The following is a 20,761-nucleotide window of genomic DNA, read 5'->3' on the forward strand; positions in this document are numbered from 1 at the left end:
CAGCCCGTGACCTGCTCGATGCGCGACCGTTTCGCCATTCCAGAGGGCGTGCACTATCTCAACTGCGCCTACATGGCGCCGCTGGCCCATAGCGTCAGTGCAGCGATGGTGGACGGCGCGCGGTTAAAGGAACAGCCGTGGAAATTCCGGCCGACGGATTTCTTTACGGTGGCCGAAGAATTTCGTGGACGCGCGGCCCGGCTGGCCGGAGTGGAGACCGAATGTATCGCGATCGTGCCGTCGGTCAGCTATGGGCTGGCGGTCGCGGCGCGCAATCTCCCGGTCACCAAGGGCCAGCAGATCGTCACCCTTGCCGACCAGTTTCCGTCCAACGTCTATGCCTGGCACGAACTGGCGAAAGCGAATGGCGGCGAGGTCGTGGCGGTTCGGCGGCCCTCGCAGGATTGCTGGACCGGGGCGGTACTCGATGCGATCGGGCCCGATACCGCCATCGTCGCCTTGCCCAATAATCACTGGGCCGACGGGCGTGTGGTCGATCTCGTGGCCGCAGGTGCGAGATGTCGCAAGGTGGGGGCGGCGCTGGTCCTGGATCTGACCCAGTCCCTCGGTGCCATGTCGATCGATTTCGCCGCGGTACAGCCCGATTTCGCGGTTGCGGCCTGTTACAAGTGGCTGATGGGGCCTTATGGCGTGGGCATGATGTATGTCGCACCGAAGCACCATTCGGGCCGGCCGATAGAGCACAACTGGATCAACCGCGCCGGTTCGGAGGATTTCGCCAGGCTGGTCGACTACCGTGAGGATTTCCAGCCCGGCGCAAGACGGTTCGATATGGGTGAGAAATCGAATCCGCCGCTGCTGATGGGTGCGAGCGCGGCGTTCGATTTTCTGGCCGAATTCGGTGTCGAGGCGATCGAGCGGGCGCTTGGCAAGGCGACGCAGGCCATTGCGGAGGAAGCGGCCGAACTCGGCCTGTCCTCGGCCGGTATCGGCGTTCGAGCCCCGCATTTCCTGTCGCTGGAATTCCCGGAGGAAATTCCCGACGGTCTGACCGAACGCCTGGCGCAGAATCAGGTCTATGTTTCTCAGCGCGGCAAGTCGCTGCGGGTCACGCCGCACCTCTACAACACCGATAGCGATTACGCCGCGCTGGCGGCGACGATCCGCAAATGCCTCGCCTGACCTGAGCCGCGGCTAGAACGCCAGCAACCGTCCGCACAGTATGGCGGCCGTCCATAAACTCAGGGACAGGGCAGCCGAGGCACGAAGTCGTGTGGGAATTGCATTGCTGCCGGCCAGGATGTCGCGCCATCCGTGCGCGCGGTGCAGTGCCAGTGCATGGACCGTCGCCACCGCGATCAGAGCGAGTTTTACCGGAAAGACCGGGTGCACGACGTAGTCGAACGGCGCGACCGAGAACAATGCCAGGCCTGTCAAACTGGCGATCGCCAGCCCACAGGCAGCGATCCGTGGCAGAACCAGTGCGAGTGGCCGAACCGGGATCTGGCTGAACAGGCCGAGCAGGCGCAAGTCCAAGGCCAGGATCGGGCCGAACAGGGCGGCCAGCCCCAAGATGTGCGCAGCGTTGACCAGCGGATAGGCATAACGCGAAGAGCGCAGCGCCTCCGCGGCGGCATTGGTCTCGAGCGCGGTCAGCGCTGCGTCGAACACGAAAAACTAGCCGGCTGGTTTCAGCGTCTTCGCCCGGCGCGGATATACATCGTAGGTCTTGCCATTCACTGTGATCGTCTCTGCCTTGAAGCCGAACGTCTTTGGATCCCGGGCACGATGCCCGGTAAAGCTTGCACTGTCTCCGGGTTTGGCCACGCCTTCGACGAAACCGGCCCTGCTCGTTGCGGAAGGCGGAGCCAGATCGACTTCCCATACGCCCTGCGAATTGCGCACCGTCAGATGCGCATGCGGGTTGCCGTAGTGAACGGTCACGATCGTACCGGAGAGACGGCTTTCCTCGTCCTCCGTCCAGCTCCAGCCGTGGTGTGCAAGCGCGGCGGTGGGCACCGTCAAGGCGGCGAGCGCCAGGGCCATTTTACGAACTCTGTTCATCGGTCTCTCCTCGGATTGCTCGGTGTGTACACTATCGCGCAGGCATCGTCTGCCGGAACCACGGGTCAGAACGGTATTTGCTTGCCGCTGTAATCTACGAAGCGGAAGCCGCCACCGCCGGAGCTTGCGACGACATCGGCAAGCCCGGTGACGCTTTCCTCGATCGTCAGATGCGCGTTGGGCCCGCCCATGTCGGTTTGTACCCAGCCCGGATGGAGTGCGAGGACTTCGATCTTGCGTGGTCCCGCATCTTGCTCGGAAATGCCCTTGGCAAGCATATTCAGCGCGGCCTTGCTCGTCCGGTAAAGCTCGTAGCCTCCGGAGCTGTCCTCGATCGAACCCATCAGTGAGGACATGACGCCGAGCGTTCCGCCGTCTTTGAGCGCGGGCAGCAGCGTCTTCGCTGCACGTGCCGGCCCGAAGGCATTGGTCATCATGACATGCGCGACTTCGTCCGGTGTCGCCTGCGTCGAATCCTGATGGCTCGCTCCGATAATTCCGGCATTGATGATGACAGCATCCAGTTCGCCGGGGGAGAGATCGAGATCGGCATAGCTGTCCGGTTCGGTAATATCGGCAGTTGCGATCCGCAGGGCATCGCATGCGAGCGCGTGCAGGTCTGCGCCGTGCGTGCGCTCGCTCGCGACGACCTGCCAGCCGCGATCGAGTAATGTCTTTGCCAGCCCCAGCCCGATGCCGCGCGAAGCGCCGAAAATGAAAACCGTTTTATCTGCCATCGATCATTTCTCCTTGTTCCGAGTCCAAAGCGCGGCGACGGGTCACGTGTTCCGTCGATTCTGCTCAACGGTTGATCGACGACTTCGCCTGCCCGTCCTCTAATCGCCACGCATCGTCATCCGGTTCATTGATGAGCAAGCGCTGCGGCGGCAACGGCCCGCGCGTGCAGAAAATCGCACGCGAAAGGAATATGAATGAAAAAGACAATCGCAGTGGTCGCAATCGCAACCGGCATGTTCGCCGCTCCGGCCATGGCACAGGGCCAGAACGTCGCGCCGGGTGGCTTTTATGTCGGCGCTCTGGCCGGCTACGAAGGGCTCGACGTCGAATCGGACGATGGCAGCGTTACCGCCGATGCCGACTCCGCAGTGTATGGAGTTACCGTCGGTTACGACCTGTCGCTTGGCAGTGCCTTCGTCGGTGTCGAGGGCGAACTGTCGACGAGCGGTGGATCGACCGAATTTCCCGACAGCTTCGGCGGGGCGCGCGAAGGACTGGACGCCGATGGCCAATATTATATCGGCGCGCGCGCGGGCTTTGCCGTAACACCCGGCATCGCAGCCTATGGCAAGATCGGCTACACCGCCCTGGACACCCAGGCATTCACCGATAGCGGATCGCTCTCCGAACTTGATGAAAACACCGACGGGCTGCGCTTCGGCGGCGGCCTTCAGGTACAGCTACCCGGGCCGCTCGAGGGACGTGTCGAATACCGTCGCTCGAACTACAAGGGCATTTCCGGCAGCGACGTGGGCGATGTCTCGACCGATCAGGTCGTGGCGGGCATCGGCCTGCGCTTCTGAGGTACGTCTCGGGCAATTACGATGACAGCGGAGGCCGTCCCGGTAACCGGGCGGCCTCTTGCTATTTGCGCCTGAAACGGAAGTACCACACTTCGTGCCCGTACACGGTCCGCGCCTTGTGTTCGTAGCGGGTTTCGGGCCAGCCTGAAGGCCGGTTTTGCCAACTCGATGGGCCGTCGACGATCCATTCGAACTCGTCGGTGAAGCGGCGCATCACCATCAGCGCGTGACGCAGATAGACCGGGTGATCGGTGCCGAAGCGGAACTCGCCGCCGGGTTTCAGCTTGTCGGCGAACATGCGCACCGGCCCGTCATTCATCATGCGGCGCTTGGCGTGCTTGTTCTTCGGCCAGGGGTCGGGATGAAGCATATAGAGCATGGTCAGCGCGCCGTCGGGCAGGCGGCGCAGCACTTCCAGCGCATCGCCGTGATGGATGCGGACATTGGCCAGCGTTCGGTCGCGGACGTGGGTCAGCGCCTGCGCCACGCCGTTGACGAAGGGTTCCGCGCCGATGAAACCGTGGTCGGGCAGCAGGTCCGCACGCTCGGCCAGATGCTCGCCGCCACCGAAGCCGATCTCGAAATGCAAGGGGCGATCGAAGCCGAACAGGGCCTGCGACGTCACCGGTCCTTCTAATTGCACGGAAATCTCCGGCAGTAATCTGTCGACCAGTTCCTGCTGTGATGCGCGGAGGGGCTTGCCCTGGCTGCGCCCGTAAAGCCGGTTGAGGGTGGTCGGATCGCCTTCCTTGTACGCTGACATGGGCGAGCGCCTAGCGAGCTACCCCCATGCCGTCCAGATGCCGTAGGCGCTCGTCACGCTCAGCACGATGCCGACAAGGATCAGCATCAGCTTTGGGCTGAAATGCTTGGCCGCCATCGCGCCGAACGGTGCCGCGGCGATCCCGCCCACTATGAGGCCAAATGTCGCGCCTGCGATGTGCGAAATCCCCAAATGATAGATGAAACTGGCCGAGATGCTGAGCGTCAGGAAGAACTCGACCGAATTGACCGTGCCGACGACCTTGCGGGGTTCCGCCCCCTGTACCAGCAGGTTGGAGGTGACCACCGGCCCCCAGCCGCCACCGCCCGCCGCATCGAGAAACCCGCCGACCAGTCCGAGCGGCGCGACATGCCTGGCTTCCTTCAGCGGCGGCGGATAAAGCAGGCCCCGCACCAGCAGCCATAAACCTACGCCTGCCAGATAGATCAGCACGAATGGCTTGATGACATCGCCATCGATCGAGGTGAGCAGATAGGTGCCCGCCAATCCGCCGATCACGCCGGGGATCAGCAGGCGGAAGAATAGCGGCTTGTCGATATTGCCGTGCAACAAGTGGCTGATGCCCGATGTCGCGGTGGTGAAACACTCCACCAGATGGACGCGCTGCGATGCGAGCGCCGGCGGCACGCCGAGCAGGCCGACCATGAGCGTATTGGTGATGACCCCGAAGGCCATGCCCAATGCGCCGTCCACCATCTGTGCTGCAAAACCGATCAGGATGAAGGGGACGATGGCCCCCAAGTCGAAACCGAACAGGTCCATATAGAGCGGGCGCCTTCAGCCGTTGTTGCCGGCGGTAAATACTGCGCTCTCGCATGCTTAGCGATATGGAAAAATCGAGCGGGTCAAAAGAAAAACGCCCGGTGGCCAAGGCTCCAGGTGTTTCCGGTCCAACCGCCTCCCAAAAAAATCGTTCTGGACCCTCGTTTGGCCATGTGGTGAGCAAGTGCCATGGCATCTACGCAACTCTCGCGCCGGTCTCTTGCCGCCCTTACCGATACGGAACTGGAAATCCTGCGACTGCTTGCCGCCGGTCACACCGCCAAATCCATTGCTGCCGAACTGGGGCGGTCGGAAAGCTCGATAAACGAGCGCCTGCGCGATGCGCGCCGCAAGACGGGGATCGGCAGCAGCCGGGAACTGGCGCGCCTGCTCGACGCCCAAAAAATCTGGAACAAGAAAATCGATCTAGCGGCACAGGGCTCCGGCCCCGACACCTTTGGACAGGCCCTGACCAAAGGGCCCAAATGGTCGAAAGGAAAGATTATTATGCTCGTATCATTACCGCTAGTTGCTGCCGGTCTCGTCGTCATGGCAGCGATATCGACGGATCAGGCCGGGTCCTCGCAATCCACTCAGGCCGAAGCAATGGGCACCTCGCCGCTGGTCGGCCGCTGGTCGCTCGATGTGTCGCGTATCCCACCCGAAGAACGCCCGCAAAGCGTCACGATCGAATTCGATACCTCGCCGGACGGCAAATGGACGACCCATGTCGAGATCGTCGATCCCGATGGCACCAGGCGCTATGCCGAAAGCACGGCGCGGCCCGACGGCGTTTCGGTGCCGTTGACCGGAAACATGGCCTTCATCGATACGGGCTCACTGCGCCATCCCGAAGCGAACACGCTGGTCGTGACCTTGGGCAAGGCCGGGAAACCTGTCTCGACCAGGGTCTATACCGTCGCCGACGACCGGCAATCGATGACCGAGACGATTATCTGGGCGGGCGATGGCATCCCGAAACTGCCGACGACCCATTTCAAGCGGATCGGTTGACCGGGCCCAGTGCTTGCCATCACTGCTCCGAGCGAAAGACCAGACAAGAACGTACTCGAACGAAAAAAGGCGGGGGCCGCAAAGCCCCCGCCAATTCGTCCAATCTTGCAGAGGATCAGGCGGCTTCCGCCTCTTCGTTCGGGTCGCGCAGCACGTAGCCGCGGCCCCAGACGGTTTCGATGTAATTGTCGCCGCCGCAGGCATGGCTGAGCTTCTTGCGCAGCTTGCAGATGAAGACGTCGATGATCTTGAGTTCGGGCTCGTCCATGCCGCCGTAGAGGTGGTTGAGGAACATTTCCTTGGTCAGCGTGGTGCCCTTGCGCAGCGAAAGCAGCTCCAGCATCGCGTATTCCTTGCCGGTCAGGTGGACGCGGGCGCTGTCAACTTCGACGGTCTTGGCGTCGAGGTTCACGGCCAGCTTGCCGGTGCGGATCACCGACTGGCTATGACCCTTGGAGCGGCGCACCACGGCGTGGATGCGGGCGACCAGCTCTTCGCGGTGGAACGGCTTGGTCACGTAATCGTCGGCACCGAAGCCGAACGAGCGGATCTTGCTGTCCATTTCGGCAATACCCGAAAGGATCAGGACCGGCGTCTGCACCTTGGCGACGCGCAGCTTCTTGAGCACGTCGTACCCGTGCATGTCGGGCAGGTTCAGGTCGAGCAGGATGATATCGTAATCATACAGTTTGCCGAGATCGAGGCCTTCCTCGCCGAGATCGGTCGAGTATACGTTAAAGCCTTCTGTCGTGAGCATGAGCTCGATGGCTTTGGCGGTTGTCGGCTCGTCTTCGATCAGCAGTACACGCATTGGGATGTCCCCCGTTGGTTCCCTAAGTGTCCGTCGGTAACACCATAGCAAGAGGTGTTGCCCTGTATTAACCACAAGAGGTCTGAAGGAAAAAGGTTAACGCCAGGTAAAGCGCGTTAACTTTTTTCCCTGTGGCAGACAGGTGTCACAGCGCCGCCAGCTTCTTCTGCCGCCTTCGCTGCGCGCTGGACCCGATCCCGATCGCCTCCCGGTATTTGGCGACCGTGCGCCGCGCGAGATCGTAGCCTTCCTGCTTGAGCAGTCCGGCCAATGCCTCGTCCGAAAGAACCTTCTTGGGGTCCTCGGCATCGCACAGGGCGCGGATACGGGCCTTGATCGCCTCGGCCGAAGCGCCTTCGCCATCGGCCGCGGCGACTCCGCTGGAAAAGAAGTATTTCAGCTCGAACGTGCCGCGCGGGCAGGCGAGGTATTTGTTGCTGGTCACGCGGCTGACGGTCGATTCGTGCATCTCGATCTTCTCGGCCACTTCGCGCAGGGTCAGCGGCCGCATCGCGGTAACGCCTTCGCGAAAGAAGCCTTCCTGCCGTTTAACGATTTCGGCGGAGGTCTTCAGGATCGTCTTCTGGCGCTGATCCAGCGCGCGGATCAGCCAGTCGGCCTCGCCCAACTGTTCGTTGAGCCAGCTCTGCGACGCCTTGTCGCGGGCGCCGCCCCTCAGTTCGAGATAGTACTCGCGATTGACGACGAGGCGCGGCAGGCTCGCTTCGTTGAGGCGGATGTTCCACCCATCGGCGCTGGGCGACACCAGGACGTCTGGGACGACGGCTCCTTCCGCGCCGCCTGCATAAGCGAGCCCCGGCTTGGGATCGTAGCCGCGCAATTCGGCGAGCATGTCGGCGAAGTCCTCGTCGTCGACTTCGCACATGCGCTTCAATCGCCCGATATCGCCGGTCACGACCAGTTCGAGATTGTCGATCAGCCGCGCCATGCACGGATCGTAGCGATCGGCTTCGCGCGCCTGGAGGGCAAGGCATTCCGCCAGCGAGCGCGCGCCAACCCCGGTCGGGTCGAGCGTCTGAACCGTGGCAAGGGCTCGTTCGGCCTCGGCCAGCGGCACGCCCAGTTCGTCGGCGATCACCCGAAGTTCGGTCGGCAGGTAGCCCGTTTCGTCGAGTTCGCCGATGATCCGCAAAGCGATCAGGGCTTCGCGCTGGTCATGTGCGACCGTGCCGATCTGTCCGGAAAGGTGCTCGGTCAGCGTCGGGCCTTCCGACGAGCGGTTCTCGAGATCGGGCAGCTCACCCGCAGTCCCGATATCGCCGCGACTCCAGTCACCACCTTCGCCGTGTGCGAAATCGCCCGGTGCAGCCTCCGGATCGAGCGCATGGTCCGCCACGTCGAGGGCACTCTCCCCGTCGAAATCGGGTGCGCTGTCGTGTTCTTGCGGGTCGGGGGAGGAATCCTCGCCCGCTTCGCGGCGGACCTCGCCCATTTCGAGCAGCGGGTTGGATTCGAGCGCTTCGGCAACGAAGGTTTCGATCTCCAGATTGGACAACGCCAGCAGCTTGATCGCCTGCTGGAGCTGGGGAGTCATCACCAGCGATTGGGTTTGTCTGAGATCAAGGCGCGGCCCCAGCGCCATGAGCTAGCTCCTCCCGATGCGGTAGATCACAGAGTGAAGCTCTCGCCCAGATAGAGGCGGCGGACGTTCTCGTCGGCGACCAGCGCTTCGGGAGTGCCCGCGAACAGAACCTGTCCGCCATAGATGATGCAGGCGCGATCGACGATCTCGAGCGTTTCTCTGACATTGTGATCGGTGATCAACACACCGATGCCGCGGGTCTTCAGATCCTTCACCAGATCCCGGATGTCGCTGATCGACAGCGGGTCGATCCCGGCGAATGGTTCGTCGAGCAGCATGATCGACGGCTTGGCCGCCAGCGCGCGGGCGATTTCGGCCCGCCGCCTTTCGCCGCCCGAAAGCGCCATGGCCGGGCTGGCGCGCAGGCGGGTCAAACCGAATTCCTCCAGCAGGCGCTCGAGTTCCCGTGCACGGGTATCGTCGTCCGGCTCGACCATTTCGAGCACGCAATTGATGTTCTGTTCCACGGTCATGCCGCGAAAGATACTGGTTTCCTGCGGCAGGTATCCGAGGCCCAGGATCGCCCGGCGATACATGGGCAGATTGGTGACATCGTCGCCATCCATCATGATACGCCCGGAATCGGGCCGGACCAGCCCCATGATGGAATAGAAGCAGGTGGTCTTGCCGGCTCCGTTGGGCCCGAGCAGGCCGAGCACTTCGCCCTTGCCCACGGAGAGCGAGATATCGGTCAGGACCGCACGCTTGTCGTAGCTCTTGGCGATCGACACGACTTCCAGTCCGCCCTGCGGGATGGGTGGGGCGGCATCGTGTACCGCGTCGTTCTCAGGGCTCGTTCCGATATCGGCCATGGGCCGCGACATAGCATGCGATATGGCCTTGAAAACCCCGCGCGAAGGCCTTTTCGACGAACTGGCAGGATTCGTGCATGGGCCGCGTTGTGTATCGCTGTTGGACGGTTTGGGCTTCGCCGCGCACGATTGCTTGCCAGTTCGCAGCATTTTTGAAACAATGCGATTCGGGTTGGAGAAAAAGGAGAGGCACGTGAACAAGGCGCTCCACGAAGCCGATGTCGCCACCGTTCATGCGACAGCTCGCAAACGCGACTGGCGCAAAGCAATGAGCGATAATGTAGCGCTCGCGCTGCTCGTCTATACCGGCCTGCAGATATTCATGACCGTGGGTGCCATGAAGCAGGGCGTTTCCTCGATAGTTCCCTATCTCGCCCTCATCATTCTCGTCGCCGGCATCATTCCGGCTTGTCGCTGGTTCGAACGCCGCTGGACGGGCTTGTCCGATGACGAAGCGACCGACGTGGGTCTCAAACCGGCATTCCGCCGGGACCAGATCATGCTCTGGCTACTGGCTATCGGCTTGCCGGTGGCGCTGACGATCTTCTTCAAGCTGATCTTTTCCTGACCGGACACCGGTTGCCAGCGGGCAGCGCGCATCCTACCTCGCGCGTATGATTGCGATATTCCGGCTTAAGCCATGATCGGGTCCGAAACGGCGCTGGCCCGCTGCCACGATCTTGTCGAACTGGCGCGCAAGATGGGTGCCGATCAGGCCGATGCTGTCGCCCGCGCATCGTCTTCCGAAAGCGTCGGTGTGCGTCTTGGCGCTCTCGAGGAAGTCGAACGCTCCGAAAGCGAAGAGATTGGCCTGCGGGTGTTCGTCGGGCGGCGGTCGGCCTCGATCAGTACCAGCGATTTCGCGCCCGAGGGTCTGCAGATGCTCGCCGGGCGCGCCGTGGAAATGGCGCGGCTCGCTCCGGAGGATGCCTATGGCGGGCTGGCACCTGCCGATGCGCTCTTTGCCGGCGACGGTGTCGATCTCGACCTGACCGATGGGGCGGAACCCTCGCCCGAGGAATTGCGCGAGGCTGCACTGGCTGCCGAAGACGCGGCGCGCGCCATTGCCGGGGTGACGAATTCGAACGGCGGCAGCGCGTCCTCGTCGCGCTCGGTCTTTGCTCTGGTCACGAGCAGCGGCTTCGCGCGCGGCCATTCGGGCGGTTCGCACACGCTTTCCGCCAGCGTCGTCGCTGGCGAGGGCGGCGACAAGCAGACCGACTATGCCTATCGCACCCAGCGGCATCGCTGCGATTTGCCCGATCCGGCCGATATCGGCCGCGAGGCGGGAGAACGCACGGTCCGCAAGGTTGGCCCCGGTTCGATCCCGTCGCGAAAGATGCCGGTCGTATTCGATCCGCGCGTTGGCGGCGGAGTGCTCGGCCACCTGCTCGGCGCGATGGCTGCGCCTTCGATCGCGCGCAAGGCCAGCTTCCTGATCGGGCGCGAGAACGAGCAACTGTTCGATAGCACTATCAAAATCGTCGAGGAGCCGCATCGCCTGCGCGGCCTGCGTTCGCGCAACTACGATGGCGAAGGCGTTGCCAGCACACCGCGCGCGCTGGTGGAGGACGGCCGTATCTTCGGCTGGCTGAGCAATGTTTCAAGCGCCGCGCAGCTGGAACTCGGATTGACCGGCCATGCCAGCCGCGGTGGCGGCGGATCACCCGGCGTCGCGGCCAGCAATGTCTTCATGGAAGCAGGAGCGCCAAGCGTCGCCGAGCTGATCGCCGATATCGAGGACGGCCTGTTCGTGACGGACCTGTTCGGCCAGGGCGTCAACCTCGTCACCGGCGATTACAGCCGCGGGGCCAGCGGGTTTCGCATCCGCAACGGCGAACTGGCCGATCCGGTGTCCGAGATCACTATTGCCGGGACGCTGCCCGACATGTTCCGGGCGCTGATACCGGCCAACGACCTGGAACTGGTGCGCGGGGTAGACGTGCCGACCTTCCGCATCGACGGCATGGCGGTGGCCGGCCAGTAAGGCGTCGGCCCGCGACCCCGTCCGGGTCGGTTAGCGCCTATTTCGCGTCGTTGTAGCGCTCGATACTCTCAAGTACGATTCGCTTGGCATCGGCTGCATCGCCCCAATTTCCGATACGCACCCACTTTTCTTTCTCCAGGTCCTTGTAGTGGGTGAAGAAGTGCTCGATCTGCTGGAAGATGATCGACGGCAGATCCTTCGTTTCGCCGACATCCGAATAATAGGGGAAGGTCGTGTCGACCGGCACGCAGACGAGTTTCTCGTCGCCGCCATGTTCGTCTTCGAGGTTCAGCACGCCGATCGGGCGGGCGCGGACAACACAGCCCGGAATGAACGGGCTGCGCGAGATCACCAGCGCATCGAGCGGGTCGCCATCGGGCGAAAGCGTGTGGGGGACGAACCCGTAATTCGCCGGATAACGCATCGGCGTGTGCAGGATGCGGTCGACGAACAGCGCGCCCGAGTCCTTATCGAACTCGTATTTCACCGGCTCGCCGCCGGTCGGTACTTCGATGATGACGTTTAGGCTCTCGGGCGGATTGTCGCCGATGGGGATCATGTCGATGCGCATTGCGTGGTTCTCTCGTTGCGTTCGGCCCCTCTCCCCAGAAAGACTTCCCGCAGCGCCCTAGCGGGGAGTTCACTCATGCGGAAGGGGTTTGGTTGAGGAATTTCGCGCAGAGGCACACAAGCGAGAGGCCTTTGGGCGCTCACCAAGGCACAGCGGCGCGGAGGTGTTTCGCCGAAGGCGACTTAAGCCCATCTCTATAGCCGCCTGCGCTCTAATTTATGGCGCCTGCGTCGCGAGCCTCTCTCTCTCTCTCTCTCTCTCTGTGTGTGTGTGTGCCTCCGTGCCTCTGTGAGCGCGAATCTCTGCGCCCTCGGCGTCTCTGCGCGAAACCCCACCATGCGCGGCGATTGCAGAAACCCCCGCTTCGCCTTAAGCGCGCGGCCCATGGCAAAAACACCTCAAGCCATCCGTGGCACCCAGGATATTTTCGGCGCAGATGCCGAGGCGTTCGCTTTCGTGGTCGAAACATTCGAGCGCGTGCGCAAGCTCTATCGCTTCCGCCGGGTCGAAATGCCCGTGTTCGAGAAGACCGAAGTCTTCAGCCGCGCCATCGGCGAGACGACCGACGTGGTCAGCAAGGAAATGTATTCCTTCGACGATCGCGGCGGGGAAAGCCTGACCCTGCGCCCCGAATTCACCGCTGGAATCGCGCGGGCCTATCTCTCCAACGGCTGGCAGCAGCACGCGCCGGTCAAGCTCGCCACGCATGGGCCGCTGTTCCGCTATGAGCGTCCGCAGAAGGGCCGCTATCGCCAGTTCCACCAGATCGACGCAGAGATCATCGGCGCTGCCGAGCCGCAGGCCGATGTCGAACTGCTCGCCATGGCCGATCAGCTACTGAAAGAGCTGGGGATCGAGGGCGTCACGCTGCATCTCAACACGCTGGGCGATGGCGACAGCCGCGAGGCCTGGCGTGCCGCGCTGGTCGAACACTTCCGCAGCGTGAAGGACGAATTGTCCGAAGACAGCCAGGAGCGGCTGGAAAAGAACCCGCTGCGCATTCTCGACAGCAAGGACCCGCGTGACAGAAAACATGTCGATCATACGCTTGATATCGACCGTTTCCTGACCGACGGTGCCAAACGCTTTTTCGACGAGGTAACGGCCGGGCTGGACGCTGCCGGGGTCAAATGGACACGCGCGCCAAGCCTCGTGCGCGGGCTCGACTATTATCGCCACACCGCCTTCGAATTCATTCCCGACGAGGGTAGTGAGGCGGCGGGCAAGCTCGGCAGCCAGAGTACAATCCTGGGCGGCGGGCGTTATGACGGACTAATGGAAAGCCTCGGCGGTGCGCTGACGCCTGCGGTGGGTTGGGCCGCCGGGATCGAGCGGTTGGCGATGCTGGTGGGGGAGAGAATGCCGGAGCGCCTCGAAGCGGTCGTCCTTGTAGAAAACGACGCCGGAATGGCTGAAGCGATCGAACTAGTATCCGATTTGCGAAGAGGCGGCGTGATCGCCGACCTCATGGCCACTGGATCTCCGAAGAAGCGCTATGACAAGGCTGTGAAGCAAAATCCGCAGTATATCCTGCGTGTAGATGACGGGGGTTATCACGGGATTTCGGGTGAAGGTGACGCCAGCAAGATTGTTGCGGTGTTGAGCAATCGAAATCCGTCACCCCGGACTTGATCCGGGGTGGTGCTGTCTTCTGGGACCGAGCTTGCCGCCAGAAGCCTGATCCCGGGTCAAGCCCGGGATGACGGTAAAGAGGTCGGTGATTTGACCATTCTCGCCCAACGCCTTTCCTACAGGCCGCATCCTTCGCTAAGGCAGGCCCGTCCAATTGGCAGGAACCAAACCGGCGGGGGCCTCCCAGCGCAAGTGCCACCCGGTTATTGCGTAAAATTTATATTATGAAAGAAAGAGTTAGGCTAGAAAAGCGGAGTTGACACCCTGTCGCCTTTGTCGCCCATCCGCCAGATGAAAATCCGATGACCATACCAGCCGAACGCCTCGACCAGATCGCCAATCGCTTCGCCGAGCTCGAGGCACGTATGGCTTCGGGTACGCTCGAGGGTGAGGAATTCGTTCAGGCGAGCCGCGACTATGCCGAGCTGGAGCCGGTGGCCAAGATCGCCGCCGAGGTGAAGGCGGCACGCGAGGAAATCTCCGAGCTGGAGGACATGCTCGCCGATCCGGAAATGAAGGCGATGGCGGAAGAGGAAATCGCCGCGCTGAAAAAGCACCTGCCCGAGGCGGAGCGCGAACTGGCGATCGCCATGCTTCCGCGCGATTCTGCCGACAGCAAGCCCGCCATGCTCGAAATTCGCGCCGGCACGGGCGGCGACGAGGCGGCGCTGTTCGCGGGCGATCTCTACCGCATGTATGAACGCTTCGCCGCCGAGCAGGGCTGGAAGGTCGAACCGGTCAGCATGAGCGCATCCGAGGTGGGTGGATTCAAGGAAATCGTGGCTAACGTCACCGGCAGCGGAGTGTTCGCCAAGCTGAAATTCGAAAGCGGCGTCCACCGCGTCCAGCGCGTACCCGAGACCGAGAGCGGCGGGCGCATCCATACCTCGGCGGCGACCGTGGCCGTCCTTCCCGAACCCGACGAGGTGGATGTCCAGATCGAGGACAAGGATCTCAAGATCGACACCTATCGTGCCAGTGGGGCGGGCGGCCAGCACGTCAACACCACCGACAGCGCGATCCGCATCACGCACCTGCCCACCGGCCTCGTCGTGACCTGCCAAGATGGTCGCAGCCAGCACAAGAACAAGGAAAAGGCGATGCAGGTCCTGCGCACGCGCCTTTACGATGCGCAGCGCGAGGCGACGCAGGGCGCCGAGGCCGAAGCGCGCAAGGCCATGGTCGGTTCGGGCGACCGCTCCGAACGCATCCGTACTTACAATTTCCCGCAAGGCCGCGTGACCGACCACCGGATCGGGCTGACGCTGCAGAAATTGCCGCAGATCATCGCCGGGCCTGGCTTGGGCGAACTGGTCGATGCGCTGATCGCCGAGGACGAGGCCAAGCGTTTGGCGGCGATGGCCGAATGACCGTCGCCGACGCGATCCGCACAGCGGCAGAGCATCTTTCCACTACCAGCGATACCGCCCGGCTCGATGCCGAACTGCTGATGGCGAATGTGCTCGGGGTATCGCGCTCGCTGATGCTGCTCACGCGGATGCGCGACGAGGCCGAACCGCATCTCGCCGTGTTCGAAAATCTCGTCTCCCGTCGTGCGGTGTGCGAGCCGGTCGCGCATCTGCTTGGCGTGCAGGAATTTTTCGGGCTCGAATTTGCGGTAACACCCGATACGCTTATTCCCCGCGGCGACAGCGAAACCATGGTGCAGGCGGCGCTCGATGCCGCGCCCGCCGATGCCCGCGTTCTCGACATGGGGACCGGATCGGGCGCATTGTTGCTGGCGGTCCTGCACCACTGCCCCTCCGCGACCGGTATCGGGATCGATTCTTCGGCGGCCGCGCTCGACATAGCCGCTGCCAATTGCAAGAGGCTGGGCCTTGCCGGGCGGGCGCAGTTCCTGCGGGCCAGCTGGCTGGAGGAAGGCTGGGCCGATCGGCTGGGGGCGTTCGACCTCGTGCTCTGCAACCCACCCTATGTCGAGACCGATGCCGTGCTGGACCCGGATGTGCGCGACTACGAACCCGCCGCGGCTCTTTTCGCGGGGCCCGACGGGCTTGACGACTATCGCGCGATCGTCCCGCAGCTTGGCAAGCTTCTTGCGCCCGGCGGTCTCGCCATATTCGAGATCGGGGCCACGCAGGAAGAGGCGGTTACCGGCCTTGCACGCGACTCGGGTTTCGCCGTAACCATGCGCCGCGACCTTGCGGGACGACCGCGTGCGCTGCTTTTGCGATAAAAGACTTGGCAAAGCCGATTCGAGCGCTTAACTCTGGCCATAGGCCAGTGGTGCGCGGCTAACGCCTCCCCACCGGTTCCAGCTCCGACATGGCAGTTTTGGTGCGAGGCTCCGGCCCCGCATACCATGCACAAAACGGGGCACGCGAACTGCGACAGGCGCAGTCGCGCAAGGGGTCACGCGGCCATTTGCGGACCGGTTTTGGGTTCGTGCCGCGCATTGAATGAGGACCAGCTACCCTTGAACAACAATCGCAACAACCGTCGTCGCGGACGCGGTAACCGCAATCAGGGCGGGGCCAATTCGGCCAACCGGATCGACAGCCGCGCACGCGGCAATGCCCCGCAACTGCTCGACAAGTACAAGAAGCTCGCTCAGGACGCCCAGCATAATGGCGACCGCGTTCAGGCGGAGTACTACTTGCAGTTCGCCGACCACTATTTCCGGGTGATCGCCGACAACAAGGCGCGCCAGGAAGAAGCCAAGGCGAAACGGCAGGACGACCGCGGGTCGAATTTCGACGACGACGATGACGACGACGACGGCGAAGATCGCCGCAACAACCGTCGCCCGCGTGGTCGTCGTGACGATCAGGACGACGACAATCGCAAGCCGCGTGGCCGCAAGCCGCGCAATGACGACGACGATGACGACAATCGGTTCGAGCCGTCCGAGAATCCCTTCACCCGTCGGGACGAAGAGGACGAAGCGCCCAAAAAGCGCCGTGCCCCGCGCAAGGCGAAGAAGAGCGAAGAAGGCGCCGTCGGCAATGAGAGCGAGATCGACGCAACCGTCCTTCCGCCCTCGATCAGCGCGAACGACACCGACGAGGCCAAGCCCGCACCGCGTCGTCGCAAGCGCAAGCAGGAAGACGACAACGAAGTGAGCGCGGTCGGCTGATCGCGCTTGCAGTGCTGATCTGACCATCTAAGGGGCAAGCCGATGGAGAAAATCCCCGGCTTGGCCCGCTCGCACCCCAATATCGCCGCGCTGCTGCTGGGCGCGGCGTCGGCGTTCGGGTTCCAGCCCTTTCATTTGTGGCCGCTTGGCCTCGCGGCGATTGGCGCCTTCGGCTGGCTGGCATGGCAGTCGCCAAGCTGGAAACGCGCGCTGCTGGCAGGGTGGCTGTTCGGTGTTGCGCATTTCACCGTAACCGACAACTGGATCGCCACCGCCTTCACCTATCAGGCTGAGATGCCCGCCGTCTTCGGCTGGGCCGCGGTGCCGCTGCTGGCGTTGTATCTCGCGGTCTGGCCGGCTTTTGCGACCTGCGCCGCCTGGCTGGTGGCGCGCAAGGGCAATCTACCGAATTTCGCGTTGGCTTTCGGAGCGATATGGATCGCCGCCGAATGGCTGCGCAGCTGGGTCTTCAGCGGCTATAGCTGGGGGCCGTTCTCGATGATGCTGCTCGGTCCGTGGGATCGGCCCGGCCTGGGCATGGTGCTGCCCTTTACCGGCAGTTATGCGCTGTCCGGGCTCGCCGCGAGCCTGGCCATCCTGCTCGCCTATCTCGTGCAGGCGAGGCGCTTTGTGGTTCTTGCGCTCTCGTCCGGTGCCATCGTCGCGATGGTTTATCTTCCCGCCGGCGCAGGCAGGGAAGGGACGGTGCCGCTGACCCTCGTCCAGCCCAATCTAGGACAGGACGAAATCAATGACGCGTCGCGTTTCGAAGAACAGTTCCAGCGTATCGCCCGGCTCAGCGTGCCGCTGGCATCGCAAAGCCAGCGGCTGGTGCTGTGGCCGGAAAGCGCCGTTCCCGACTATCTGCGCGACGGTTATCCGCAGCGCTACTACACCCAGATGACCGCGGCAGGCGATCCCGCCTTCGCCCGCGCCCGCATCGCACAGGTGATAGGCGCCGACAGCCTGCTGCTGACCGGGGTGGTGGATCTGGAGATCGCTACGGTAGACGGCCGCGAAAAGGCTGTCGGGGCGTACAACACCGTGACCTCCATCGACCCGCAGGGACAGCTGGGCGAACGGTATGCCAAGGCCCATCTGGTGCCTTATGGCGAATACCTGCCGATGCGAGGTCTGCTTGAGCCTCTCGGCCTGACCCGGCTGGTGGCGGGCACGCTCGATTTCATTCCGGGGCCTGGGCCGCAGAGCCAAAAGCTCGGTGATTTCGGAAGGGCGGGGGTGCAGATCTGTTACGAGATCGTGTTTTCGGGCGAAGTGGTCGATCGGACGAACAGGCCGGATTACATCTTCAATCCGTCGAACGATGGCTGGTTCGGCCTATGGGGGCCGCCGCAACATCTCGCCCAGGCCCGCATGCGTGCAGCCGAGGAGGGGCTGCCAGTGCTGCGCTCGACCACCACTGGGATCAGCGCAGTGATCGATGCGCGCGGCGTGGTGCGCGAACATATCGGCCGCAATGTCGCAGGGCGGATCGATACCCTCGTTCCCCCAGCGCATGCGCCCACACCGTTCGCCCGTTTCGGGCACTTGCTCACGCTGGCTTGGGGGATCGGCCTGCTGGCGCTTTCACTGGTTGCCATGCGCGGTTTGGGCGGCTACCGCGCGAACGACACATAAAGACTTCTTTATATCGGGATTTCATTCCTTATGCGCAGCAGCTTCCTCTTTACCTCCGAAAGCGTCTCGGAAGGCCATCCTGACAAGGTGTCCGACCAGATCTCCGATGCCATCGTCGATCTGATGTTGGCCCGCGATCCCGAGGCACGCGTCGCCTGCGAAACCATGACCACTACCCAGCGCGTGATCCTTTCGGGCGAAATCCGCTGCGCGCCAATGTACGATGCCAAAAACCCGGACTGGGCCGAAAATGCCGGATGGGCGCCAGGCGCCAAGGAAGAGATCGAGCGGGCGGTCCGCCATACCGTGCGCGAGATCGGCTACGAACAGGACGGCTTTCACTGGAGCACGCTGACCTTCGAGAACCATCTCCACGGCCAGTCCGCGGAGATCGCGCAGGGCGTCGATGCCAATGGCAACAAGGATGAAGGCGCCGGCGATCAGGGCATCATGTTCGGCTTCGCCTGTGACGAGACACCCGACCTCATGCCCGCGACGCTCGACTACAGCCACAAGATCCTCGAGCGACTGTCGGCCGATCGCAAGAGTGGCGCTGCGCCCTTCCTCGAACCTGATGCCAAGAGCCAGGTCACGCTGCGCTACGAAAACGGCAAGCCAGTCGCCTGCACCGCTGTGGTCGTCTCGACCCAGCATGCCAAGGGCTATCACGAGGGCGAGAAGGAAGCCGAACTCAAGGCCTATGTGAAGCGCGTGGTCGCGGAACTGCTTCCCGAGGGTTGGCTGACCGACGATACCGAATGGCACATCAACCCCACCGGCGCTTTCGAGATCGGCGGACCCGATGGCGATGCCGGCCTGACCGGCCGCAAGATCATCGTCGATACCTATGGCGGCGCGGCGCCGCATGGCGGGGGGGCTTTCAGCGGCAAGGATCCGACCAAGGTCGACCGTTCGGCGGCCTATATCACGCGTTACCTGGCGAAGAACATCGTCGCCGCCGGGCTGGCGAAGCGCTGCACCATCCAGCTATCCTATGCGATCGGGGTGTCGAAGCCGCTTTCGCTCTATGTCGACACCCACGGCACGAGTGCCGCAGGCGTGACCGACGAGGCGCTGGAAGATGCGATCCGCGGCATGCAGAAACTGGGTGGACTGACGCCGCGCGGCATCCGCGTGCATCTCGGCCTCAACAAGCCGATCTATCGCAAGAGTGCGGCCTACGGGCATTTCGGGCGCCAAGCCGATGGTGAATTCTTCCCGTGGGAACGCACCGATCTGGTCGACGATCTGAAAACTGCCTTCAACTGATGCGGTCCGGGCCGGTATGACTGGCCCGCCCGCTTCCCCGGATCGCATCGTCGAACTCGACGCGCTGCGCGGGATGGCCGTGATCGGCATAGCGTGGATGAATGTCTACGTCTTCGCGCTGCCCCTGCAGGCCTATCACAACCCGGCTGCCTACGGCGCCGATGGTGCGATTGACTATGCGCTATGGGCCGTCAGCTTTGTGCTGGTCGAAGACAAGTTCCGCACGCTGTTCGCGATGCTGTTCGGCCTCGGCATCGCACTTATGTGGGATCGCGGATCGGGCTGGCGCGACCATCTGGCGCGCATGGCGGTCCTGCTGTTGATCGGTATAGTCCATGCGACACTCTTGGCCAGCAACGATATCCTGCGCGTCTATGCGCTTGCGGGGATCGTGCTGCCGTTCTTTTTGCGCCTCGGCTGGCATGGATTGGCGGCTGCGGGCATTGTTGCGGTCGGGCTGCATCTGGGGGGCGGCTATGTCTGGCTCTCGGGCCTGTCGGCCGATTATCTCGCACTCAATTACGGCACACGGCCAGACGGCATCGCCCAGGCGCTCGACCTGGGACGCGAAAGGTTCGGTGAGCGGATCGTGCGCAGGCTGCATTCGCTGCCCGCGTCGTTCGTCCCCGTTGCGGCTGCGATACCGATCAATCTGGCAGCCATGTTGGCGGGCGTCGCGCTTTGGCGAAGCGGAGTGCTGCCGTCCAAATGGTCGCGCGGAAGGGCGCTCGGCCTGATTGTCCTTTGCCTGCTCATCGCACTGCCCGCGCTGGGTTTGATTGCTTTCGGGACGGGTTCGCTACGATTCGATCCCGAGACGGTGGCGCGCAATGGCCTGATCGTGTCCGCACCCTTCGATCTTCTGCTCGGCTGCAGCTATGCGATCGGTCTGCTGGCCGTTTTCACGCGTAGCAAAGACCGGCTGCTCGTCCGCCTGCTGGCGGCAGCCGGAAGGCTGTCGCTGACCAACTATCTGATGACCAGTGTGGTGTTTGGGGCGGTCTTTTCAAGCTGGGGGTTCGACCTATTCGGCAGGGTATCGCGAGCAGAAGCGTTTGCGCTTTCGTTCCTCGCTACCTTGCCGATACTGCTTTGGTCCCCTTTGTGGTTGTTGCGGTTCGGGCAGGGCCCGATGGAACGCTGCTGGCGCGCTGCAACCCGTATGTTGACGCACAAGCGGCGCGGGAAGGGATAGCCCGCGCCGCTTGCTGAGGC

The 20,761-nt window shown here is 63.1% G+C and carries 21 protein-coding genes; 12 read left to right on the top strand and 9 right to left on the bottom strand.

Annotated elements, in window-relative coordinates:
- Positions 1 to 6 precede the first annotated feature (6 nt).
- Positions 7 to 1,143, top strand: coding sequence for an aminotransferase class V-fold PLP-dependent enzyme (locus K3174_RS03170; protein WP_345719575.1), 1,137 nt, complete (start codon positions 7 to 9; stop codon positions 1,141 to 1,143).
- A 12-nt stretch (positions 1,144 to 1,155) separates the two neighbouring features.
- Here the strand turns inward: K3174_RS03170 and K3174_RS03175 are convergent, their stop codons facing one another.
- The 3 genes from K3174_RS03175 to K3174_RS03185 form a co-directional block, all read right to left on the bottom strand.
- Positions 1,156 to 1,632 (bottom strand): hypothetical protein, encoded by a 477-nt coding sequence (locus K3174_RS03175; protein WP_221555470.1) that lies wholly within the window; start codon positions 1,630 to 1,632, stop codon positions 1,156 to 1,158.
- A gap of 6 nt (positions 1,633 to 1,638) precedes the next feature.
- Positions 1,639 to 2,025: a DUF6152 family protein gene (locus K3174_RS03180; protein ID WP_247711863.1), complete on the bottom strand. Its 387-nt coding sequence runs from the start codon at positions 2,023 to 2,025 to the stop codon at positions 1,639 to 1,641.
- A 65-nt stretch (positions 2,026 to 2,090) separates the two neighbouring features.
- Positions 2,091 to 2,762 (bottom strand): SDR family NAD(P)-dependent oxidoreductase, encoded by a 672-nt coding sequence (locus K3174_RS03185; RefSeq protein WP_221555471.1) that lies wholly within the window; start codon positions 2,760 to 2,762, stop codon positions 2,091 to 2,093.
- Positions 2,763 to 2,957: 195 nt separating this feature from the next.
- On the opposite strand from K3174_RS03185, the gene K3174_RS03190 reads away from it, so the two are divergent.
- Positions 2,958 to 3,566 carry an outer membrane protein gene (locus K3174_RS03190; RefSeq protein ID WP_221555472.1) on the top strand — a complete coding sequence of 203 codons (609 nt, stop codon included), beginning with the start codon at positions 2,958 to 2,960 and terminating at the stop codon, positions 3,564 to 3,566.
- 61 nt (positions 3,567 to 3,627) lie between these two features.
- Here K3174_RS03190 and trmB read toward each other — a convergent pair whose 3' ends face one another.
- Together trmB and K3174_RS03200 are read right to left on the bottom strand one after the other, a co-directional pair.
- Positions 3,628 to 4,329 (bottom strand): tRNA (guanine(46)-N(7))-methyltransferase TrmB, encoded by a 702-nt coding sequence (gene trmB, locus K3174_RS03195; protein ID WP_221555473.1) that lies wholly within the window; start codon positions 4,327 to 4,329, stop codon positions 3,628 to 3,630.
- An 18-nt stretch (positions 4,330 to 4,347) separates the two neighbouring features.
- Positions 4,348 to 5,112, bottom strand: coding sequence for a sulfite exporter TauE/SafE family protein (locus K3174_RS03200; RefSeq protein ID WP_221555474.1), 765 nt, complete (start codon positions 5,110 to 5,112; stop codon positions 4,348 to 4,350).
- A gap of 189 nt (positions 5,113 to 5,301) precedes the next feature.
- Here K3174_RS03200 and K3174_RS03205 point away from each other — a divergent pair, with 189 nt between their 5' ends.
- A complete protein-coding gene (locus K3174_RS03205; RefSeq protein WP_221555475.1) occupies positions 5,302 to 6,126 on the top strand; it encodes a helix-turn-helix domain-containing protein in 825 nt (274 codons plus the stop codon).
- Between the two features lie 115 nt (positions 6,127 to 6,241).
- On the opposite strand, the gene ctrA is transcribed toward K3174_RS03205, so the two are convergent.
- From ctrA to lptB, 3 genes are all read right to left on the bottom strand, one after another.
- Entirely contained in the window at positions 6,242 to 6,937 is a 696-nt protein-coding gene (gene ctrA, locus K3174_RS03210) for a response regulator transcription factor CtrA (RefSeq protein ID WP_221555476.1), read from the bottom strand.
- Positions 6,938 to 7,082: 145 nt separating this feature from the next.
- Positions 7,083 to 8,540 carry an RNA polymerase factor sigma-54 gene (rpoN, locus tag K3174_RS03215; RefSeq protein WP_221555477.1) on the bottom strand — a complete coding sequence of 486 codons (1,458 nt, stop codon included), beginning with the start codon at positions 8,538 to 8,540 and terminating at the stop codon, positions 7,083 to 7,085.
- A gap of 26 nt (positions 8,541 to 8,566) precedes the next feature.
- Positions 8,567 to 9,352 carry an LPS export ABC transporter ATP-binding protein gene (gene lptB, locus K3174_RS03220; protein WP_221555478.1) on the bottom strand — a complete coding sequence of 262 codons (786 nt, stop codon included), beginning with the start codon at positions 9,350 to 9,352 and terminating at the stop codon, positions 8,567 to 8,569.
- 193 nt (positions 9,353 to 9,545) lie between these two features.
- Here lptB and K3174_RS03225 point away from each other — a divergent pair, with 193 nt between their 5' ends.
- Both K3174_RS03225 and K3174_RS03230 read left to right on the top strand, forming a co-directional pair.
- Positions 9,546 to 9,920 carry a hypothetical protein gene (locus K3174_RS03225; protein WP_221555479.1) on the top strand — a complete coding sequence of 125 codons (375 nt, stop codon included), beginning with the start codon at positions 9,546 to 9,548 and terminating at the stop codon, positions 9,918 to 9,920.
- Between the two features lie 72 nt (positions 9,921 to 9,992).
- Entirely contained in the window at positions 9,993 to 11,339 is a 1,347-nt protein-coding gene (locus K3174_RS03230) for a TldD/PmbA family protein (protein WP_221555480.1), read from the top strand.
- A gap of 37 nt (positions 11,340 to 11,376) precedes the next feature.
- On the opposite strand, the gene ppa is transcribed toward K3174_RS03230, so the two are convergent.
- Positions 11,377 to 11,910, bottom strand: a complete 534-nt coding sequence (gene ppa / locus K3174_RS03235) for an inorganic diphosphatase (RefSeq protein ID WP_221555481.1) — start codon at positions 11,908 to 11,910, stop codon at positions 11,377 to 11,379.
- A 384-nt stretch (positions 11,911 to 12,294) separates the two neighbouring features.
- On the opposite strand from ppa, the gene hisS reads away from it, so the two are divergent.
- The 7 genes from hisS (at position 12,295) to K3174_RS03270 (ending at position 20,741) form a co-directional block, all read left to right on the top strand.
- On the top strand, positions 12,295 to 13,542 hold the full coding sequence (gene hisS / locus K3174_RS03240; RefSeq protein WP_221555482.1) for a histidine--tRNA ligase: 1,248 nt from the start codon (positions 12,295 to 12,297) through the stop codon (positions 13,540 to 13,542).
- A 302-nt stretch (positions 13,543 to 13,844) separates the two neighbouring features.
- On the top strand, positions 13,845 to 14,912 hold the full coding sequence (gene prfA, locus K3174_RS03245) for a peptide chain release factor 1 (protein ID WP_221555483.1): 1,068 nt from the start codon (positions 13,845 to 13,847) through the stop codon (positions 14,910 to 14,912).
- Entirely contained in the window at positions 14,909 to 15,739 is an 831-nt protein-coding gene (gene prmC / locus K3174_RS03250) for a peptide chain release factor N(5)-glutamine methyltransferase (protein ID WP_221555484.1), read from the top strand. The genes prfA and prmC overlap by 4 nt, the downstream gene beginning before the upstream one ends.
- 240 nt (positions 15,740 to 15,979) lie before the next feature.
- Positions 15,980 to 16,639, top strand: coding sequence for a DUF4167 domain-containing protein (locus K3174_RS03255; RefSeq protein ID WP_247711864.1), 660 nt, complete (start codon positions 15,980 to 15,982; stop codon positions 16,637 to 16,639).
- Positions 16,640 to 16,681: 42 nt separating this feature from the next.
- Positions 16,682 to 18,277: an apolipoprotein N-acyltransferase gene (gene lnt / locus K3174_RS03260; RefSeq protein ID WP_221555486.1), complete on the top strand. Its 1,596-nt coding sequence runs from the start codon at positions 16,682 to 16,684 to the stop codon at positions 18,275 to 18,277.
- Between the two features lie 30 nt (positions 18,278 to 18,307).
- The gene (gene metK / locus K3174_RS03265) at positions 18,308 to 19,546 is read left to right on the top strand and encodes a methionine adenosyltransferase (RefSeq protein WP_221555487.1); all 1,239 of its coding nucleotides are present in this window, start codon (positions 18,308 to 18,310) and stop codon (positions 19,544 to 19,546) included.
- A 16-nt stretch (positions 19,547 to 19,562) separates the two neighbouring features.
- Positions 19,563 to 20,741, top strand: coding sequence for a DUF418 domain-containing protein (locus tag K3174_RS03270; RefSeq protein ID WP_221555488.1), 1,179 nt, complete (start codon positions 19,563 to 19,565; stop codon positions 20,739 to 20,741).
- The last annotated feature ends 20 nt before the right edge of the window (positions 20,742 to 20,761 follow it).

Source organism: Qipengyuania qiaonensis, assembly GCF_019711515.1.
Lineage (GTDB): Bacteria > Pseudomonadota > Alphaproteobacteria > Sphingomonadales > Sphingomonadaceae > Qipengyuania > Qipengyuania qiaonensis.

Coding starts and splice junctions, on each gene's coding strand:
- lptB (WP_221555478.1), bottom strand. CDS start 9,352: ATGGCCGATATCGGAACGAGCCCTGAGAACGACGCGGTACACGATGCC.
- K3174_RS03200 (WP_221555474.1), bottom strand. CDS start 5,112: ATGGACCTGTTCGGTTTCGACTTGGGGGCCATCGTCCCCTTCATCCTG.
- K3174_RS03205 (WP_221555475.1), top strand. CDS start 5,302: ATGGCATCTACGCAACTCTCGCGCCGGTCTCTTGCCGCCCTTACCGAT.
- rpoN (WP_221555477.1), bottom strand. CDS start 8,540: ATGGCGCTGGGGCCGCGCCTTGATCTCAGACAAACCCAATCGCTGGTG.
- lnt (WP_221555486.1), top strand. CDS start 16,682: ATGGAGAAAATCCCCGGCTTGGCCCGCTCGCACCCCAATATCGCCGCG.
- K3174_RS03180 (WP_247711863.1), bottom strand. CDS start 2,025: ATGAACAGAGTTCGTAAAATGGCCCTGGCGCTCGCCGCCTTGACGGTG.
- ppa (WP_221555481.1), bottom strand. CDS start 11,910: ATGCGCATCGACATGATCCCCATCGGCGACAATCCGCCCGAGAGCCTA.
- hisS (WP_221555482.1), top strand. CDS start 12,295: ATGGCAAAAACACCTCAAGCCATCCGTGGCACCCAGGATATTTTCGGC.
- prfA (WP_221555483.1), top strand. CDS start 13,845: ATGACCATACCAGCCGAACGCCTCGACCAGATCGCCAATCGCTTCGCC.
- metK (WP_221555487.1), top strand. CDS start 18,308: ATGCGCAGCAGCTTCCTCTTTACCTCCGAAAGCGTCTCGGAAGGCCAT.
- ctrA (WP_221555476.1), bottom strand. CDS start 6,937: ATGCGTGTACTGCTGATCGAAGACGAGCCGACAACCGCCAAAGCCATC.
- K3174_RS03190 (WP_221555472.1), top strand. CDS start 2,958: ATGAAAAAGACAATCGCAGTGGTCGCAATCGCAACCGGCATGTTCGCC.
- K3174_RS03270 (WP_221555488.1), top strand. CDS start 19,563: ATGACTGGCCCGCCCGCTTCCCCGGATCGCATCGTCGAACTCGACGCG.
- trmB (WP_221555473.1), bottom strand. CDS start 4,329: ATGTCAGCGTACAAGGAAGGCGATCCGACCACCCTCAACCGGCTTTAC.
- K3174_RS03185 (WP_221555471.1), bottom strand. CDS start 2,762: ATGGCAGATAAAACGGTTTTCATTTTCGGCGCTTCGCGCGGCATCGGG.
- prmC (WP_221555484.1), top strand. CDS start 14,909: ATGACCGTCGCCGACGCGATCCGCACAGCGGCAGAGCATCTTTCCACT.
- K3174_RS03230 (WP_221555480.1), top strand. CDS start 9,993: ATGATCGGGTCCGAAACGGCGCTGGCCCGCTGCCACGATCTTGTCGAA.